Annotated in this window: 15 protein-coding genes; 9 read left to right on the forward strand and 6 right to left on the reverse strand. The window is 65.6% G+C overall.

Annotation, left to right across the window (positions count from 1 at the left end; all coding sequences use genetic code 11):
• The first annotated feature begins 108 nt into the window (after window positions 1–108).
• A complete protein-coding gene (locus tag B6V73_RS06065) occupies window positions 109–957 on the forward strand; it encodes a LysR family transcriptional regulator (protein ID WP_075776973.1) in 849 nt (282 codons plus the stop codon).
• On the opposite strand, the gene B6V73_RS06070 is transcribed toward B6V73_RS06065, so the two are convergent.
• Complete coding sequence (locus B6V73_RS06070; RefSeq protein ID WP_088724798.1) at window positions 948–1,916, reverse strand: NADPH:quinone oxidoreductase family protein; 969 nt, start codon at window positions 1,914–1,916, stop codon at window positions 948–950. The genes B6V73_RS06065 and B6V73_RS06070 overlap by 10 nt on opposite strands.
• A 396-nt stretch (window positions 1,917–2,312) precedes the next feature.
• Here B6V73_RS06070 and B6V73_RS06075 point away from each other — a divergent pair, with 396 nt between their 5' ends.
• Window positions 2,313–2,675 carry a helix-turn-helix transcriptional regulator gene (locus tag B6V73_RS06075; protein WP_075776971.1) on the forward strand — a complete coding sequence of 121 codons (363 nt, stop codon included), beginning with the start codon at window positions 2,313–2,315 and terminating at the stop codon, window positions 2,673–2,675.
• 146 nt (window positions 2,676–2,821) lie between these two features.
• The gene (locus B6V73_RS06080) at window positions 2,822–3,640 is read left to right on the forward strand and encodes an inositol monophosphatase family protein (RefSeq protein WP_088720078.1); all 819 of its coding nucleotides are present in this window, start codon (window positions 2,822–2,824) and stop codon (window positions 3,638–3,640) included.
• A gap of 132 nt (window positions 3,641–3,772) precedes the next feature.
• Here the strand turns inward: B6V73_RS06080 and B6V73_RS06085 are convergent, their stop codons facing one another.
• Entirely contained in the window at window positions 3,773–4,756 is a 984-nt protein-coding gene (locus B6V73_RS06085; protein WP_088724799.1) for a Hint domain-containing protein, read from the reverse strand.
• Window positions 4,757–4,967: 211 nt separating this feature from the next.
• Between B6V73_RS06085 and B6V73_RS06090 the strand changes: the two genes are divergently transcribed.
• Both B6V73_RS06090 and B6V73_RS06095 read left to right on the forward strand, forming a co-directional pair.
• Window positions 4,968–5,747: an SDR family oxidoreductase gene (locus B6V73_RS06090; protein WP_075776968.1), complete on the forward strand. Its 780-nt coding sequence runs from the start codon at window positions 4,968–4,970 to the stop codon at window positions 5,745–5,747.
• A gap of 99 nt (window positions 5,748–5,846) precedes the next feature.
• Window positions 5,847–6,947 (forward strand): ABC transporter ATP-binding protein, encoded by a 1,101-nt coding sequence (locus B6V73_RS06095; protein ID WP_088724800.1) that lies wholly within the window; start codon window positions 5,847–5,849, stop codon window positions 6,945–6,947.
• Between the two features lie 4 nt (window positions 6,948–6,951).
• On the opposite strand, the gene B6V73_RS06100 is transcribed toward B6V73_RS06095, so the two are convergent.
• From B6V73_RS06100 to ccmI, 3 genes are read right to left on the reverse strand one after another with little or no spacing between them, the layout of a single operon-like run.
• The gene (locus B6V73_RS06100; RefSeq protein ID WP_078548071.1) at window positions 6,952–7,197 is read right to left on the reverse strand and encodes a DUF1289 domain-containing protein; all 246 of its coding nucleotides are present in this window, start codon (window positions 7,195–7,197) and stop codon (window positions 6,952–6,954) included.
• Window positions 7,194–7,667, reverse strand: a complete 474-nt coding sequence (gene ruvX / locus B6V73_RS06105; RefSeq protein WP_088720082.1) for a Holliday junction resolvase RuvX — start codon at window positions 7,665–7,667, stop codon at window positions 7,194–7,196. The genes B6V73_RS06100 and ruvX overlap by 4 nt, the downstream gene beginning before the upstream one ends.
• The gene (ccmI, locus tag B6V73_RS06110) at window positions 7,664–9,235 is read right to left on the reverse strand and encodes a c-type cytochrome biogenesis protein CcmI (protein ID WP_088724801.1); all 1,572 of its coding nucleotides are present in this window, start codon (window positions 9,233–9,235) and stop codon (window positions 7,664–7,666) included. Before ccmI ends, ruvX begins: the two co-directional genes overlap by 4 nt.
• 192 nt (window positions 9,236–9,427) lie before the next feature.
• Between ccmI and B6V73_RS06115 the strand changes: the two genes are divergently transcribed.
• The 4 genes from B6V73_RS06115 (at window position 9,428) to B6V73_RS06130 (ending at window position 14,561) form a co-directional block, all read left to right on the forward strand.
• Window positions 9,428–10,672 (forward strand): sarcosine oxidase subunit beta family protein, encoded by a 1,245-nt coding sequence (locus tag B6V73_RS06115; RefSeq protein WP_075776998.1) that lies wholly within the window; start codon window positions 9,428–9,430, stop codon window positions 10,670–10,672.
• A gap of 70 nt (window positions 10,673–10,742) precedes the next feature.
• Window positions 10,743–11,066 carry a sarcosine oxidase subunit delta gene (locus B6V73_RS06120; protein WP_078541870.1) on the forward strand — a complete coding sequence of 108 codons (324 nt, stop codon included), beginning with the start codon at window positions 10,743–10,745 and terminating at the stop codon, window positions 11,064–11,066.
• Window positions 11,063–14,017, forward strand: a complete 2,955-nt coding sequence (locus B6V73_RS06125; protein ID WP_075776962.1) for a sarcosine oxidase subunit alpha family protein — start codon at window positions 11,063–11,065, stop codon at window positions 14,015–14,017. The genes B6V73_RS06120 and B6V73_RS06125 overlap by 4 nt, the downstream gene beginning before the upstream one ends.
• The gene (locus B6V73_RS06130) at window positions 14,010–14,561 is read left to right on the forward strand and encodes a sarcosine oxidase subunit gamma family protein (RefSeq protein ID WP_088722490.1); all 552 of its coding nucleotides are present in this window, start codon (window positions 14,010–14,012) and stop codon (window positions 14,559–14,561) included. The genes B6V73_RS06125 and B6V73_RS06130 overlap by 8 nt, the downstream gene beginning before the upstream one ends.
• Window positions 14,562–14,939: 378 nt before the next feature.
• Here B6V73_RS06130 and B6V73_RS06135 read toward each other — a convergent pair whose 3' ends face one another.
• Entirely contained in the window at window positions 14,940–18,374 is a 3,435-nt protein-coding gene (locus B6V73_RS06135; protein WP_088724802.1) for a pyruvate carboxylase, read from the reverse strand.
• Window positions 18,375–18,474 lie beyond the last annotated feature (100 nt).

Raw genomic sequence — 18,474 nt, forward strand, 5'->3', positions numbered from 1 at the left:
ATCCTCCGAGGGTGATCGTTTCTGCCCGGAAGGATGACGCAAGTTTTTTAATGATGAAAACGAATGATTGTGCTATTAAGTATCACGAAACGTGATGGATAGGCCGACATGGCACAAAACCTCGATATCGCAGCGCTGCGTGCGCTTCTGACCGTTTCGGAAACCGGCTCGGTGACGCAGGCGGCGCGGCTTCTGAACCTGACCCAATCGGCAGTCTCGATGCAGATCCGCCGCTTGGAGGAGGCGCTCGACAAGGTGCTCTTCGATCGGTCGAACCGGAGGATGGCGCTGACCCGTGCGGGGCGCTCTCTTCTGGACCATGCGCGCCGGATCTGCGCCGAGAATGACGCGGCTCTGGCGCGGCTGCGCGCGGCGGATGCCGAGGTGACCGTGCGCTTCGGCCTGCCACATGATCTGGTCAGCCCGCAGATGCCGCATCTGTTGCGCGCGCTCTCAGAGCAATGGCCGATGGTCCGGCTGCAACTCGCCTCGCGCCGCTCGCAGACCCTGCGGCGAATGCTGGATGCGGGCGAGCTGGACATGATCCTGACAACGGAGGAGACGCCCGGTCCGGAGGCCGAGGTGCTCTCTGCCGATCAACTGGTCTGGATCGGCGCGCAGCTCGGGCGCGCCTTTTGCGCGCGCCCTCTGATGCTGTCGATCGAGGAAGGATGCGCGTTCTACGGCGCGGCCTTGGCGGCGCTCGAGGCGGTCGGGATCGAGTCCAAACCGGCTTTCGACGGGCAATCAGACGAAATGGCGAGCGCGGCGGTGGCCGCCGATATGGGCGTCGCGGTGCGGCTGTCGCGTGACATCCCGCCGGGCTGCGTGGCGCTGGGACCGGAAAGCGGTCTGCCGCCGCTCGGCCGCTCGCGGATCTGCTTCTACGACACGGGCCGGCTGACCGGCGATCCGGTCGAGGGGCTGCGTGCGCTGATCCGGGAGGCCTATGCCTGAGCGTCGATCTCGATGACCAGCTTGCCGGTGGAGCGGCGCGCGCGCAGATCTTCCAGCGCGTCCGGGATCTGCGCCATCGGATAGGTCGCGCCGATATGGGGGCTGAGGCCGCCCTGCGCGAACCAGTCGAAGAGCCGCGCCATCGACCCGGTCAGAACCTGCGGGTCGAGCTTGAGATAGCCACCCCAGTAAAGCCCGTGGATCGCGATATTCTTCACCAGCGCGTGGTTGAGGGGCAACTTCGGCTGGCTGCCGCTGGCGAACCCGATCATCAGATAGCGCCCGCCGGGTTTCAGGGCGCGGAAGGCGGCTTCGCCTGCGGGGCCGCCGATTGCGTCGTAAACCACGTCGCAACCGCCAAGGGCCTTGATCGCGCTTTTCAGATCGTCGCTCTCGCTATCGAGCGTCTCATCGGCCCCGGCGGCGCGCGCGATCTGCTGCTTCGCCTCGCCGCGCGCACAGGCAATCACCCGTGCGCCCATCTTCTTGCCGATCTCGACCGCCGTGAGGCCGACTCCACCGGCCGCGCCCAGAACCACCAGCGTCTCGCCCTCGGCGAGGCCTGCACGCGTCTCCAAGGCCACATGGCTGGTGCCATAGGCGATCTGGAAGGCCGCCGCCTGCGCGTAGCTCATCGCGTCCGGCATCGGCGTGCAGCGGATTTCGGGGAAATTGCCCGCCTCGGCCAGCCCGCCTTGCCCTGAGAAGACGGCGACGCGGGTGCCCGTGGCGAGGGTGCAGCCCTCGCCTGCCGCGATGACCTCTCCCGCGAGCTCCATGCCGAGGGTGAAGGGCGGGGTGGGGGTGTCCTGATATTTCCCTTCGATCATCAGCAGGTCGGCGAAGTTCAGACCGCAGGCCCGGATGGCGACCTGCACCTCGCCCGGTGCCGGGGCGGGAAGGGGGATTTCGGTCAGCTCGGGGTTTTGCCCGGGGGCGGCTTGAACATAGGCGCGCATCGAATGCTCCGGCAAGTTGTGTCGCGGGGTTGGTTGGCCAGCAAAGCGGACCCTACGTCGCCCGTGATAGACCGCGTAGCCGATCAGGGCCAGCCCGCCTGCCAGAGCCCGGAGCGGGACGTCGCGGCAGGGTCGCCGCCGGGTATTGACCAGCGAATCAATCCTCCGTGAGAGGGCGGTTGGCATCATAGTCTTCCGTAACGGAACCCAACTCTTCGAGTTGCAAATCGCAAAACACGCGGAAGGCGAATAGGGGGGCACCTATCCTTTAGGTTAGGTGTGCTGCGGAAAGCTGCAATTTCCCTGTCTTTTTAGACAGGTTTGCGATTTTACCCGCGCAGGCCACACTCAGCGCACGGTAGTTTGTGGGTGAAATTGGCTTGAAGGGGAAAGAGTATGAAGCATCCGGTTGATGTCCATGTAGGCAAGCGGATCCGGCATCGCCGCTGGATGATTGGGATGACCCAACAACAGCTCGCGGACAAAGTTGGGATCAAATTCCAGCAGATCCAGAAATACGAAACCGGGATGAACCGGGTTTCGGCATCTCGACTCTGGGATATCGCGGATGCGCTCGAAGTTCCGATCTCCTTCTTCTTCGAAGGGCTCGCGGAAGATAGCGGGATGCAACCGGAAGTGGCGGGAGATATTCTGTCTGACAAGGAGGCGCTCGCGCTCGTGCGCTCCTATTACTCGATCCCGGAGGCGCAGCGCCGCCGGCTGTTCGAACTGGCCAAGGTGCTCTCCGACGCGGCCTGAGCGCTACGCGGACGCCTTTAGGCGCAACTGGCGACCGAATGTGGGGCGGTCGGCAGCTTGACCCGGAGAAGGGGGGCGGTTACCGCTCCCCTTATCTCATTTCTGGGGGTCGGTTGCGGTGACTGCGCGGCCCGGGGAGGACACTGATGCTTGATCTCGACACCGATACCCGCGCGGAGCTTTCGGCCTTGGCCGCTGAGCTTGCCGATTGCGCGCGGCGGGAGACCTTGGCGCAGTTCCGTCCCGTGGGCGGGATCGGCGCGGATAACAAGCTCGAAGGTGGGTTCGATCCGGTGACCGAGGCCGACCGTGCCGCCGAGGCCGCGATGCGTGCCCTGATCATGGAGCGTCGTCCGCAAGACGGCATCTACGGCGAAGAGCATGGCGTCACCCGCGGGCAAAGCGGACTGACCTGGGTACTCGACCCGATCGACGGCACCCGCGGCTACCTGTCGGGAACGCCGACCTGGGGCGTGCTAATCGCCTTGTGCGCCGAGGAACCGGACGGCCCCGGCGCGCCGCTCATGGGCGTGATCGACCAACCTTATATCGGCGAACGTTTTACCGGCGGCTTCGGGCGCGCGACGCTCGACGGTCCGCATGGCGCGCGCCAGCTTGGCGTGCGGACCGGGCGCGGGCTCGACAGCGCGACGCTTTTCACCACCTTCCCCGAAGTCGGCACGGCGGAAGAGGGCGCGGCCTTCGCTCGGTTGTCGAAGCAGGTGCGGCTGACGCGTTACGGCATGGATTGCTACGCCTATGCGCTGCTTGCCGCCGGCCAGATCGATCTGGTGGTCGAGGCCGGCCTGCAGCCTTATGACGTGGCGGCTCCGATCGCGGTGATCGAAGCGGCGGGAGGCCTTGTCACCAACTGGCAGGGTGGTCCGGCCCATCGCGGCGGGCAGGTGCTCGCCGCCGCCTCGCCGGAGATTCATGCCGCCGCGCTCGAAGCGCTGAACGGCTAATCTCTTCCTCTTTTTGAAAAGATCCCGCCGGATGAGGCGAGATCAGCGGCCTTTCAGTGGAAGGACGCCCCGCGGAACGCCCGAAGCGCAAGCGGAGGGCAGAAAAGAGCGGGGGCCGCGCCCCCTCGTGCTTCAATCCTTGCGCTTGCGGAACAGTTTCTCGCGCCCGATCCGATCGAGAAGATCGCGCGTCGCCTCGGTGCCGAAATGCTGGCGGTGGGCGAGGTCGGGCAAGCGCTCGGATATCTCGCGGCCCAATTCTTCGGGTAGAAGTGACAGCGTCGCCTCGGACACCATCAGGCTCTCGACCGGAACGCCTTCGGCATAGATGATCTCATGCCGGTCGAAGACCAGCGCGAAGTAATCGACGAACCCGCCCTCGCGCTGCCAGACATTCTCGCCATCGACGAGATGCTTCGCCTGCACGAGGATTTCCGACGTGTCGCCCAACTTCTGCGCGCCGCGGCGATAGAGGAACACGCGGTGATGGGGCGAGATCACCAGGTCGCCTTCATTGCCCAGTACGCCCGCCGAAATCACGACCGGCGCGAAAGACCCCAGCGCGCGCATCGTCGCCTTCGCCACCAGCTTCACCGGCTGCGGGCCATTGTCGCGGGTCAGCACCCGCGCGCCGGGGGTGAGTTGCTCGATCGGCATCTGCGCGCCGCCGGCCAGCGTGATCATCGTGCCGGTGGTGAAGGCCACGCAGACGAGGTCCGACAGCCGCACCTCGCCGGGATCGTCGCGCGCCTCCAGCAACGTGTAGTCGAAGCGCGCTGCCATCGGTGAGAGCGGCAACGCGTAATGCGCGCCCGTGGCCTCGTGGCAGATCATCAGGATGTCGACCGTGTCGCCCTCGGGCGTGATCAGCAGGTGCCGCGCGATCAGCTCGAGCGCATCCCCCGGCGCGCCGATCTCGGAGCCTTCAGCAACGGTCGGCGCGGCGCCTTGCTGGGCCAGCACGAGGCGGCGCGGTTTGGCGGCGCGATGGAGCTGATAAATGTCGCCGGGTTCGCATTCTTCGGCAAGGCCGAGCGCGTCGCCCTGATTGGCCCCGGAGGTGACCCAGATATCCTCTGCCTCGAAGACGTGAACGATCTGGCTCGGGTTTGACACGCGCTCTCCCTCGCCCTGTCGGGCCGTCTGAAACTGCTGGATCGCATCGGCTTACCGCGGGCCGCTCGTGATGGTCAAGCGGCCACAGCGCGCTTGTCCTCCCATTCGGGCAAGCTACTGTGCGAGGCGTAGCTGGCAGGGCCGCGCGCGATGTTTCGCGCGATGGGCTCGCCGGATCACGCCGGAGAATGAAAGCAAAGGAGAGGGCGCGATGGATCTTGGTATCAGGGGCCGCAAGGCGATCGTATGTGCGGGCTCGAAAGGGCTAGGACGGGGCTGCGCGATGGCGCTCGCGCAGGCAGGTGTCGACATCGTGCTGAATGCGCGCGGCGCCGACACGCTGGCCGCGACGGCGAACGAGATCATGGCCGCGACCGGGGTCACCGTGACGCCCGTGGCCGCCGACATCACCACGCCCGAGGGACGCGCGGCGGTGCTGGGCGAAGCGGGCGAGGTCGACATTCTGGTGACCAATGCGGGCGGGCCGCCTCCGGGCAACTGGCGCGACTGGTCGCGCGACGATTTCATCGCGGCGCTCGATGCGAACATGCTGGCCCCGATCGCGATGATGCAGGCGGTGCTGCCGGCCATGATCGAGCAGCGCTGGGGGCGGGTGGTCAATATCACCTCGCAATCCGTGCGCGCGCCGATCGCGCAGCTCGGCCTGTCGAACTCTGCACGTTCCGGCCTGACCGGCTTCGTCGCCGGCACTTCGCGGCAGGTCGCGGAATATGGCGTGAACATTAACAACCTGTTGCCGGGCCTGCATGCGACCGACCGCGCGGTGTCGCTCGATACGGCGGCGGCGAAGGCGAAGGGCATCTCGGTCGAGGAAGCCAAAGCGCAGCGCGAGGCATCGATCCCGGTGCGTCGCTACGGCACGCCCGAGGAGTTCGGTGCGACCTGTGCCTTCATGTGTTCGGTTCACGCCGGGTTCATGGTCGGGCAGAACGTGATGCTCGACGGCGGGCTGAACAACATCTCGATTTGAGCCGGGTCTGCCGGACGACCTACCGGGCTTGCTTGGGGGGCGGGGGGCTGTTATCTCCCGCCCTGCATTGCCTGACACTTTCGGTCGAGATTTCGCTGCATGAGCGCACAATTACCCCCTCCGCGCCTCGAAGTTCGCGCGCTTGGCCGCGTGTTCGACGGGTTGGCCGTGGTCGACGACGTGTCCTTTGCGATCCCAGCGGGGCAGGTGACCTGTCTGCTGGGCCCCTCGGGCTGCGGCAAATCGACGACGCTCCGGCTGATCGCGGGAGTCGATACGCAGGATGCGGGCGAGATCTACGTCGACGGGGCCGCGATCAGCGACGGCTCCGTTCACGTCCCGCCCGAGCAACGCGCGATCGGGCTGATGTTTCAGGACTTTGCGCTGTTTCCGCATCTGACGGTTGCCGAGAATATCGCCTTCGGCCTCAAGGGCGATGCGGCGGCAAAGCGCGCCCGCGTGACGGAATTGCTCGAGAAGGTCCGCCTGCTGCGCCATCGCGACAGCTATCCGCACGGGCTTTCGGGCGGCGAGCAGCAGCGCGTGGCGCTGGCACGTGCGCTTGCACCCCGACCGCGTATCCTCTTGATGGACGAGCCTTTCTCGGGACTGGACGAGCGTCTGCGCGACGATATCCGCGACGAGACCCTGGCGCTTCTGAAAGAGGAAAACACCGCCGTTTTGCTGGTCACGCATGAGCCGCATGAGGCGATGCGGATGGCCGATGAGATTCTGCTGATGCGCGGCGGGAAGATCGTGCAGCGCGGCGCACCCTATAACCTCTATAACGCGCCTGTGGACCGGGCGGCGGCGGCGTTCTTCTCGGATGTGAACGTGCTCCAGGGGCAGGTGCAGGACGCGCTGACCGTGACGCCCTTCGGCGATTTCCTGACGCCGGGCCATGCGGACGGGACCGAGATCGACATCGTGATCCGCCCGCAGCATCTGAAGATCGATTTCGACCGGGCAGGGCGCGGCCCGTCCCCGACGCCGCAGGACGGCACGCCCGCGCGTGGGGTGGTCGAACGCGCACGCTTCTTGGGCCGCGAGAGCCTCGTCGAGTTCCGGATGGATTTCGACGGCACGATCCTGCGCGCCAGCGTCCCGAACGTATTCCTGCCGAAGCCCGGCACGCCGATGTGGCTGATGATCCGGCGCGATCGCTGCTTTGTCTTCCCGGCGAAAGGGGGCGGCGCTTAAGCGCTCAGCGGTCCTGTCGGCCTGCGCGTCCGCCGCGGCGCTTGCGCAGTTGCGGCGCTCGTTCGGGCAGCTCCGCCATCACTTCGCGGCGCGCCTCGGGTGTCATCCGCGACCACGCGCCGATTTCTTCCATCGTGCGGTAGCAGCCGATGCAGATCCGCGCCTCGGGGTGAATCTGGCAGAGCTTGACGCAGGGGCTCTCGATCTCGGCGCGTTTCCAGATGTCGTCGGTGTTTTGCGGATCGTTCATGCCGCCCCCAGATAGCGCAGCCGATCCAGCGCGCCTTGCAGAATGAAGCTTGCCGCGACGTGGTCGATCGCCTCTGCGCGTTTGGCGCGCGACATATCGGCCTCCAGCATCGCGCGTTCGGCGGCGACCGTGCTCAGCCGCTCGTCCCAGTAGCTGATCGGCAGATCGGTGAGGCGGCTGAGGTTGCGAGCGAAGGCGCGGGTCGATTGGCAGCGCGCTCCTTCGGTCCCGTCCATGTTCTTCGGCAGGCCGAGGATCAGCCCCTTCAAATCACGCTCCGCCACGATCTTGAGAAGCGCCTCGGCATCTAGGCCGAACTTCCTGCGCTTGATCGTCGATAGCGGCGTCGCGACCGAGCGCAGCCCGTCGGACACCGCGACGCCGATGGTCTTGGTGCCCAGATCGAGCCCTGCGACGCCGCCCATGCGCGGGATCGCATCGGCGAATTCTTCGATCGTCTCGCAGATCATTGCGCCACACCTGCCGATTTCGCCGCCGCCTCGACCTGAGCCAGCGCATCCGGTTTGTCGGCCAACGCCTTCTGCGCCTCGCCCCAGGCTTCCTTGGCGCGGTCGGTTTGGCCCAACGTGGCGAGGGACGAGATCACCCGCGCCCATTCCTGCGGCGTGCCACCCTCGGTGGTCAGGCGGTCAAAGAGACCATCGACCATGCCCTGGATCATCTGCTGGCGCTCCTCGGGCGTCATCGAGGCCGCGTCCTTCATCTGCTGCGCGCTCGGACCGGGCAGGGCGGGGGCCGCTTGCGGGGCGCTTTGCCCCGCCTGCGCGCCACCCATGTCCTGCAGCGCCTGACCGGCCGGGGCCTGATGGGCCGCGTCGATCTTCGCCATGTCGTCCGGGCGCGAGCCGAATTTGCCCTTCGCTTCGCCATAGACCGCATCTGCGCGGTCGACCTCACCGATCATGCGCAGCGACGAAATCAGGCGTGCCCAGTCATCTGCGCTGCCGCCTTCCTGCGCCAGCCGGTCGTTCAGGCGCTCCACCATCGAGCGGATCATCTGCTGACGCGCCTCGGGCGACATGTCCGCCGCCGCCGCGACATCTGCCTGCGACGGGCCGGGCGCGCCGCGCGGTCTCGGCGGGGTGTAATCCTTCTCGCCCGCGAGCCATGCCAGTTCCTCGATGTTCTGCTGCACCAGCGGCACCCACGGATCGCTGCTTTCCGAGTTGCGCAGCAGGTTGTCCCAGAGGCGGAATGCCCGGTCGCCGCGCCCGTTCTGCGCCATCATCAGGCCAACGTAATAGAGCGCGAGCCCGTTATTCTGGTCCATCTTCAGCGCGGTCGCGAAGACTTTCTCCGCCTCGGGCGTGATCAGCCCGCCAGCGGCCACGGCCATCATCTCGCCCAGCTCGGCGTAATCCTGAGCGGTGGCGGCATCGCCCTTTGTCGCGACGAGCCGCTGCTGCGCTTTCCATGCGGCGTCGAAATTGCCCAGCGCCGCCTCGTTGCGTGCAAGCAGTTCGAGGCCCTTCGGATCGTCGGGCTTCTTCGCCACGGCTTCGCGCAGCTTTTTCATCAGTTCGAGGAATTTCGGGTCCGGATTGGCCGGGGGGGTCGCGCGGGCTTTCTGCATCTTCTCGGCCTCGGCCTGCGAGGGGCGGCTGTCATAGAGCTTGTCGGCATCCGCGAAACGCTGCGCGATCGGCTGGTCCTGATAGCCCTCCGCGCCCATCCGGGTATAGAGCCAGAACGCCGCGCCGAAGATCACGACGCCACCTATCACCAGCGCGATGGTCGGCCCTTTCGGTGCCCGGCCCAGATCGGAGCCTGCCTGCGCCTTGCGGTCCGCCTCGAGCATCCGGCGCGAAATTTCCAGCTTTGCCCGGTCGGCTTCCTCGCGCGATGTGACTCCACGCTCGACGTCGCGTTCCAGATCGCGCAGCTGATCGCGATAGACCTGCACGTCATACGAGGCCGCCGGTGCCATCTCGTCTTCCCCACGTCCGCGCAACAGGGCAAGCGCAAACAGAAGCGCAATGACCGCAACGAGCGCGGCGGCGATAATCCAGAACAGCATGGCGTCTCCTCATCCTTCGCCCCCCATTTAGGCGAGATGACGCCGCGCCGAAAGGGTCTAGCGCGTGAATGGAACCCGATGTCGCAGGCCCATGTCGCTTTTTTCCCTGCGATGCCGCAACAGGGGGGCTTTCGCCCGCCGCCCCGGTCCATCACAAAGGCGAAAGAGTCGAGACTGCTCGGAGGCGCGCTCATGAAACGCTATTCGATGTTTGCCGTTGCGCGTGAGGCGATGCGCTTCCATCGCGGTTGGGAGCGGGCCTGGCGCTCGCCCGAGCCGAAGAAACGCTACAAGGTCATTGTCGTGGGGGCAGGGGGGCATGGCCTCGCCACCGCCTATTACCTTGGCAAGGTGCATGGGATCACCGATGTCGCGGTGATCGAGAAGGGCTGGCTGGGCGGCGGCAATACCGGCCGCAACACCACGATCATCCGCTCGAACTACCTGCAGGATCCGTCGGCGGCGATCTACGAGAAAGCCCGCGCGCTTTACGAGGATCTGAGCCAGGACCTGAACTACAACGTGATGTTCTCGCCGCGCGGTCTTTTGATGCTGGGCCAGACCGAGCACGAGGTGCGCGGCTACAAGCGCACGGTGCACGCCAACCGCCTGCAGGGCATCGACACCGAATGGATCGGACCGGAGCAGGTCAAGGAGCTGGTGCCGATCATCAATATCGACGGGCCGCGTTACCCGGTGTTGGGCGCTCTGCTGCAAAAGCGCGGCGGCACGGCGCGGCACGACGCGGTGGCCTGGGGCTATGCGCGGGCGTGCTCGGACATGGGCATGGACATCATCCAGAAATGCGAAGTGACCGGTGTGCGCACCGAAGGCGGCAAGGTGCAGGGCATCTCGACCACCAAGGGCGAGATCGACTGCGAACAGCTCGCCATCATCGTCGCGGGGCATTCCTCGGTCCTGGCCGAAATGGCGGGCTTCCGTCTGCCGATCGAGAGCGTGGCGCTGCAGGCCTGGGTGTCCGAGCCGATCAAACCCTGCATGGATGTGGTCGTGATGGCCAACACCGTGCACGGCTACATGTCGCAATCCGACAAGGGCGAGATGGTGATCGGCGGCGGCACGGACGGGTTCAATAACTACACCCAACGCGGCTCGTGGCACCATGTCGAGGAAACCACCCGCGCGCTGGTCGAGACCTTCCCGATCATCTCGCGCCTCAAGATGTTGCGCCAATGGGGCGGCATCGTCGACATGACCGGCGACCGCTCGCCTATCCTGTCGAAAACGCCGGTCGAGGGCATCTTCGTCAATTGCGGCTGGGGCACCGGCGGGTTCAAGGCGATCCCGGGCTCGGGCTATGGCATGGCCGAGCTGATCGCACGTGGCCACTCGCCGCTGACCGACCAATTCGGCCTCGACCGCTTCAAGGAAGGCCGCTTCATCGATGAAAGCGTCGCCGCAGGGGTGGCGCACTGATGAAGACGACCTCCCTTTCGACCTGCTTCAAATCCCTCCCGGCGCTCTCCAGTAAAGAGGTGCATCCGACATGCTGACCCTCACCTGTCCCTGCTGCGGCGTCACCGCCGAGGAAACCGAATTCGCCCCGGGCGGAGAGGCGCATCTCAAGCGCTTCGGGCCGGGCTCGTCGGATGACGAGTTCGAGGGCTACCTGTTCGCCCGCAAGAACCCGAAAGGCGTCCATTTCGAACGCTGGCGGCATGCCTATGGCTGCGGCAAGTGGTTCCTGGCTGCACGCGACACCAACACGCTCGAGGTATTTGCGACCTACAAGGCGCAGACCACCGAGCCCCCCGCCGATGTGATCGCGAAGATCAAAGCGAAACGCCCCGACTGGGAGGGCTATAAATGAGCACGCGTCTTTCCAAGGGTGGTCGTCTGATCGACCGCGCGAAACCGCTCGCCTTCACCTTCAACGGCAAGCCGATGCGCGGCTTTGCGGGCGATACGCTGGCCTCGGCGCTCTTGGGCGGCGGTCAGGTTATGGTGGGCCGGTCGTTCAAATATCACCGCCCGCGCGGCATCGTGGCCTCGGGCGCGGAAGAGCCGAACGCGCTCGTCGGTCTGGGCCGCAACGCGCGGTTCGAGCCCGACCAGCGGACCACCACGACCGAGCTGTTCGAGGGGGCCGAGACCACCAGCCAGAACCACTGGCCGTCGCTCGATTTCGACATCGGCGAGATCAACAACACCTTCTACAAATTCCTGCCCGCGGGCTTCTACTACAAGACCTTCATGGCCCCGCGCGCAGCGTGGAAGCACCTGTTCGAACCCATCATCCGCAAATCGGCGGGCTTGGGCGGCGTGCCGAAAGAGGCCGACCCGGATCGCTACGAGCAGGTCTACGCCCATTGCGACGTGCTCGTCGTGGGCGGGGGTGTGGCGGGTCTTGCCGCGGCGCTCAAGGAAGGCCGCGCCGGTAAACGCGTCTGGCTGATCGAGCAGACCCCGAACTGGGGCGGGCGCACGCCGGTCGATGGCGGTCAAATCGACGGTCACGACGCGCAGACCTGGATCGACAGCGCGCTGGTCGAACTGTCCTCGATGGAGAATGTCACGATGCGCACCCGCCTGATGGCGGCGGGTCTGCACGATCATGGCTATGTCATCGGCTACGAGAACCTCGCCGACACCACTCCCGGCGATGGCCGTCCGCGCCACCGTCTCTGGCGCATCCGTGCGGGCCACACGATCACCGCGACCGGCGCGATCGAACGTCCGCTTGCTTTCGCGGGCAATGACGTGCCCGGCGTGATGCTGGCTTCGGCGGTGCGCGATTACATCGTGAACTGGGCGGTCTCGCCCGGCGATCGCACGGTGATCGTGACCAACAACGACGACGCCTATCGCACGGCGCTCGCGATCCTCGATGCGGGGCTGACGGTCTCGGCCGTGGTCGATGCGCGCGAGGAAACCCATGGCGCGCTGCCCGAAGCCGTGAAGGCGCGCGGTGTGCGCGTGCTTGAAGGCCGCGGCATCGCGAAAGTGCTCGGCCGCAAACGCGTCTCCGGCGTCGAGATCTGCGCACAGGCCGGCGAGGGCGGGGCGGTCGAGACGATCGACTGCGATTGCGTCGCGATGTCGGGCGGCTGGTCGCCGGTCGTGCACCTGTGGTCGCATTGCGGCGGCAAGCTGACCTGGGACGATGCGCGTGCGATGTTCCGCCCCGATCCGAACCGTCCGCCGACCGGCGCGGATGGGACCGGCATGGCGACGGTCGTGGGGGCCGCCAATGGCGATCTGACGCTCTCCGAGGCGATGGGCGGTCTGGGCATCGGCGCGGCTTCCGAGGAAGAAGCGCCGCTCGCCCCCGTCTGGATGATGCCCGCGGGCGCGCCCGATGCGCTGCGCTTCAAGAGCTTCCTCGACTACCAGAACGACGTGAAAGTCTCCGACGTGCAGCTGGCCGCCCGCGAGGGCTACGAGTCGGTCGAACATACCAAGCGCTACACCACGCTCGGCATGGCGACCGATCAGGGAAAGCTGAGCAATATCAACGGGCTCGCAATCCTCTCGGATGCGCTTGGCCAACCGATCCCGGCCACTGGCACCACCACATTCCGCCCGCCCTACACGCCGATTTCGCTCGGCGCCGTGACGGCGGAGGCCAAGGGCGAGCTGTTCCAGCCGCTGCGCCGCACCCCGATCCAGTCCTGGCACGAAGCCAAGGGCGCGCATTGGGAGCCGGTCGGCCATTGGCGTCGCCCCTATTGCTACCCGAAATCGGGCGAGAGCCACCGCGACGCGGTCAATCGCGAAATCACCAATACCCGCAAGAATGTGGGCATGCTCGACGCCTCGACGCTGGGCAAGATCGTGGTGAAAGGGCCGGATGCGGGGAAATTCCTCGACATGCTCTACACCAACATGATGTCGACGCTGAAAGTCGGCAAATGCCGCTACGGGCTGATGTGCAACGAGAACGGCTTCCTGATGGATGACGGGGTCGTGGCGCGCCTGTCCGAAGATACGTGGCTGTGCCACACGACGTCGGGCGGGGCGGATCACATCCATGGCTGGATGGAAGACTGGCTGCAATGCGAGTGGTGGGACTGGAAGGTCTACACCGCCAACCTGACCGAGCAATATGCCCAGATCGCCGTCGTCGGCCCGAAGTCGCGCGAACTGCTGGAGCGACTGGGTGGCATGGATGTCAGCAAGGAGACGCTGCCCTTCATGCAATGGGCGGACGGCACGCTGGGCGGTTTCGACGCGCGCATCTTCCGCATCTCCTTCTCGGGCGAGCTGAGCTACGAGATCGCGGTTCCCGCGTCGCAGGGCCTCGCGCTGTGGGAGAAGCTGATGACCGAGGGCGAAGCGCTTGGCGTGATGCCCTACGGCACCGAGGCGCTGCACGTGATGCGCGCCGAGAAGGGCTTCATCATGATCGGCGACGAGACCGACGGCACCGTGATCCCGCAGGATCTGGGCCTCAACTGGGCGATCTCGAAGAAGAAGACCGACTATCTGGGCAAGCGCGCGCAGGAGCGGTCCCACATGACCGACCCGAACCGCTGGAAGCTCGTCGGCCTCGAGACGCTCGACGGATCGGTGATCCCCGATGGCAGCCACGCGCCCGCCGACGGGTTCAACGCCAACGGTCAGCGCAACACGCAAGGCCGCGTCACCTCGACCTATTACTCGCCGACGATCGGCAAGGGTATCGCGATGGGGCTGGTGCTGAACGGGCCCGACCGAATGGGCGAGGTGATCGAGTTCACCGGTGAGGGCGAGGACATGGTCAAGGCGCGGATCGTCGATCCGGTCTTCTACGACAAAGACGGGGAGAAGCAGAATGTCTGAGGCCGTCAGCGCCCTTTCCGGGCAGAGCCACGAAGGTTTCGTCACCGTGTCCGAGGCCGGACTGGTGGGCATGATCTCCATCCGCTGCGATCTGGGCGCGAAGGCGCTGGCCAAGGCGCTCAAGGCCGAGGGGCTGCCCGTCCCGGGTCCGCGCCGGATCGAGACCGTCGACGGGCGCTCCATCGCGTGGATGAGCCCGGATGAGCTGTTGCTGATCTGCGCCCATGACGAGGCGCCCGCGCTTACCGACCGGGTTGCCGAGGCGCTTGCCGCAGAGCATGCGCTGGTCGTCAACGTCTCTGACGCCCGCGCGATGTTCACCATCCGCGGCGAGAAGGCCGACCAAGTGGTGATGAAGCTCTCCCCCGCCGATGTCGCGACTCTACCCAAAGGCGAAATCCGCCGCTCCCGTGCGGCACAAGTGGCGGCGGCGTTCTGGCGATCGGGGGAAGACGAGATCTCGCTGGTCTCCTTCCGCTCCGTCGCGGGCTACGTGATGGGTCTTCTGGAGGTCTCCTCGCGCCCCGGGTCGGAATTGTTCTGAGGTGCGGGGACTGGCGCCCGCCGGCCCTCAGTCCAGGCTATTCAGTGTTCGGGGTCGTGTCGTTTGAAACGACGAATTCTCACTCCGCCTCACGCCTCAGGGGAATATCAAGCAATTGGAAAGCCGAAATAATTACTAAGCCTCGGTCCGTCTATGCTGCCGCTGCGGTGCAGGCGGGATGCCGGTTGCCGCGCAGTTCGAGAAGCCCGGCTTTCCCTCCGCTCTGAGGCTAGAGCCGGGCGTTTTTCGCCTTCAATGAACCAAATATCCCGTGCCGGCCCGGGGGCAGCCCCCTCGAACTCCACGGTCGGTCCGAAAATGAAACCGCGCGCCGGGGCGGGGGCCTTGGCGCGCGGTTCGGTCTCGATCAGGACCGGTTTACTCCAGCTCGATCAGCAAATCCTTCGCGTCGATCTGGGCGCCCGGCGAAACGTGGATCGCTTTCACGGTGGCGTCGCGCTCGGAGTGGATCCCGGTTTCCATCTTCATCGCCTCGATGGTCAGGAGCATATCGCCCGGCTTCACCTTCTGGCCGACATTGACCGCGATCGAGGCGATCGAACCCGGCATAGGCGCACCGATATGATCCGGGTTACCCGCCTCGGCCTTCGGTTTCGCCGCGGTCGTCGCCTTCACCGCGCGGTTCGGAACGCGCACGGCGCGGGGCTGGCCGTTGAGCTCGAAATAGACCTTCACCTCGCCCAGTTCGTCGGTGTCGCCGGTGGTGAGATAGCGGATCTCCAGCGTTTTGCCGGGGTCGATCTCGGCGGAAATCTCGTCCTGCGGCTCCATCCCGTAGAAGAAGACGGGGGTCGGCAGGGTGCGCACCGGGCCATAGGCTTCGTGGCGACTTGCGTAATCGGTGAAGACCTTGGGATACATCAGGTAACCCGCCAGATCCTCGTTATCGATCTCGCGCCCGTCGAGTTGTTCGGAGGCCTCCTTGCGGGCGGCTTCCAGATCCACCGGGGGCAGGTTTTTACCGGGACGCTCGGTCGAAGGCGTTTCGCCCTTGAGCACCTTCGCCACGATCCCCTCGGGCCAGCCGCCGGGCGGTTGGCCGAGATTGCCGCGCATCATGTCGATGACCGAATCCGGGAAGGAGACATCCTTGGCCGGATCGAGCACGTCTTCCTTGGACAGGCCCTGCGCGACCATCATCAGCGCCATGTCGCCCACGACTTTCGAGGACGGCGTGACCTTTACGATATCGCCGAAGATCTGGTTGGCATCGGCATAGGCCTGCGCCACCTCGTGCCAACGCTCTTCCAGCCCCAGCGAGCGCGCCTGCGCCTTGAGGTTGGTGAACTGGCCGCCGGGCATTTCGTGCAGGTAGACCTCGGAGGCGGGAGCCTCGAGACCGCTCTCGAAGGCCGCGTATTGGTGGCGCACGGCCTCCCAGTAGTTCGAGATCATCCGGATCGCGTGGATATCGAGGCCGGTATCGCGCTCGGTATGGGCCAGCGCCTCCACGATGGAGCCGAGGCAGGGCTGCGAAGTGCCGCCCGAGAACGCGTCCATCGCCGCGTCCACCGCATCGACGCCCGCATCGGCGGCAGCTAGGATCGTCGCGCCTGCGATGCCAGAGGTGTCATGGGTGTGGAAGTGGATCGGGATATCGACCTCTTCCTTGAGCGCCGAGATCAGCTGACGCGCGGCGGCCGGTTTCAGAAGGCCCGCCATGTCCTTGAGGCCGAGGATATGGGCGCCCGCCGCTTCCAGCTCTTTCGCCATGCCGATATAGTATTTCAGGTCATATTTCGCGCGGTCGGGATCGAGGATGTCGCCCGTGTAGCAGATCGTGCCTTCGCAGATCTTGCCGCTCTCGATCACCGCATCCATCGCGACGCGCATGTTCTCGACCCAGTTCAGCGAGTCGAAGACGCGGAACACGTCGACGCCGCTTTCCGCCGCCTGCTTGACGAAGAACTGCACCACGTTGTCAGGGTAGTTCGTGTAGCCCACGCCGTTCGAGGCGCGCAGAAGCATCTGGGTCAGGATGTTGGGCATCTCTTCGCGGATGTCGCGCAGGCGCTGCCACGGGCATTCCTGCAAGAAGCGGTAGGCCACATCGAATGTCGCGCCGCCCCAGCATTCGACCGAGAACAGATCGCTCAGGTTTGAGGCATAGGCGGGGGCTGCCTTGATCATGTCGATCGAACGCATCCGGGTTGCCAGCAGCGATTGGTGGCCGTCGCGCATCGTGGTGTCGGTCAGCAGCAGCTTCTTCTGCGCCTTCATCCAGTCGGCGACCGCCTTCGCGCCCTCTTTCTCGAGCAGGTTGCGGCTGCCGGGCTTCACCTCGTCTTTCAACGCGGGCAGGCGCGGCGGTCTCGCCTCGGCATGCGGCTTGTTGCGGCCCGCGGTCTCGGGGTGACCGTTCACCGTGATGTCCGCGATATAGGTCAGGATCTTGGTGCCCCGGTCGCGGCGTTGCTTGAAGTCGAACAGCTCCGGCGTCGTGTCGATGAACTTCGTCGTGTAGCTCATGTCGAGGAAGGTCGGGTGCTTGAGCAGGTTGATGACGAAGTCGATATTCGTGCTCACGCCGCGGATACGGAATTCGCGCAGGGCGCGGTCCATCCGGCGGATCGCCTGATCGGGATCCTGCGCCCGGGCGGTGACCTTCACCAGCAGAGAGTCGTAATAGCGGGTGATGACGCCGCCCGCATAGGCTGTGCCGCCATCGAGGCGGATGCCGTTGCCGGTCGCCGAGCGATAGGCGGTCAGTCGGCCGTAATCGGGGATGAAGTTGTTCTGCGGGTCCTCGGTGGTCACGCGGCATTGCAGCGCGTGGCCCGACAGTTCGATCTCGTCCTGCGACTTGGCGCGGGTCGCCTCTGCGAGTGTCGCGCCTTCGGCAATCTTGATCTGGGCCTGCACGATGTCGATGCCGGTGACTTCCTCGGTCACGGTATGCTCGACCTGAACGCGCGGGTTCACCTCGATGAAGTAGAAATTGTCGGTGTCCATATCCATCAGGAATTCGACCGTGCCGGCACATTCATAGCCGACTGCCTGACCGATCTTCAGCGCGAGTTGGCAGACCTCTTCGCGCTGTTCGTCCGACAGGTAGGGGGCAGGGGCGCGCTCGACGACCTTCTGGTTGCGGCGCTGCACGGTGCAGTCGCGCTCGTAGAGGTGATAGAGATTGCCATGCGTGTCGCCCAGAAGCTGCACCTCGACGTGGCGCGCGCGGGTGATCATCTTCTCGAGATAGCCCTCGCCATTTCCGAAGGCGGCTTCGGCTTCGCGCCGGCCTTCGCGGACCTTCTCGACCAGTTCCTCCTCGCCGAGGATCGGGCGCATGCCGCGCCCGCCGCCGCCCCAGCTGGCTTTCAGCATTAGCGGGTAGCCGATCTCGGCGGCCTCTTTCTTGATCGCGTCGAAATCCTCGCCCAGCACTTCGGTCGCGGGAATGACCGGCACGCCGGCCTTGATCGCGACGCGCCGGGCCGAGGCCTTGTCGCCGAGCGCGCGCATCGTTTCGGCTCTCGGGCCGATGAAGGTGATGCCGGCGGCATCGCAGGCTTCGACGAAATCGGGGTTCTCCGACAGCAGGCCATAGCCCGGGTGGATCGCGTCGGCGCCGCTTTCCTTGGCGACGCGGATGATCTCTTCGATCGAGAGATAGGCACCGACGGGCGAGAGGCCTTCGCCAATGCGATAGGCTTCATCGGCCTTGAAGCGGTGCAGGCCCAACTTGTCCTCTTCGGCGTAGACGGCGACCGTCTTCTTGCCCAGCTCGTTGGCGGCGCGCATCACCCGGATGGCGATCTCGCCACGGTTGGCCACGAGGATCTTGTTGAACATAGCGTTCTCCCTGTTGTCGAAAGTGGCCGCTACGGTACAGTTGCCGCGCCGCAGCGCAAGGGCCTACCTGCAAACTTGGGCAAATTTACTGACCAATGTG

This window comes from Thioclava sp. JM3, from assembly GCF_002213185.1.
GTDB lineage: Bacteria > Pseudomonadota > Alphaproteobacteria > Rhodobacterales > Rhodobacteraceae > Thioclava > Thioclava nitratireducens.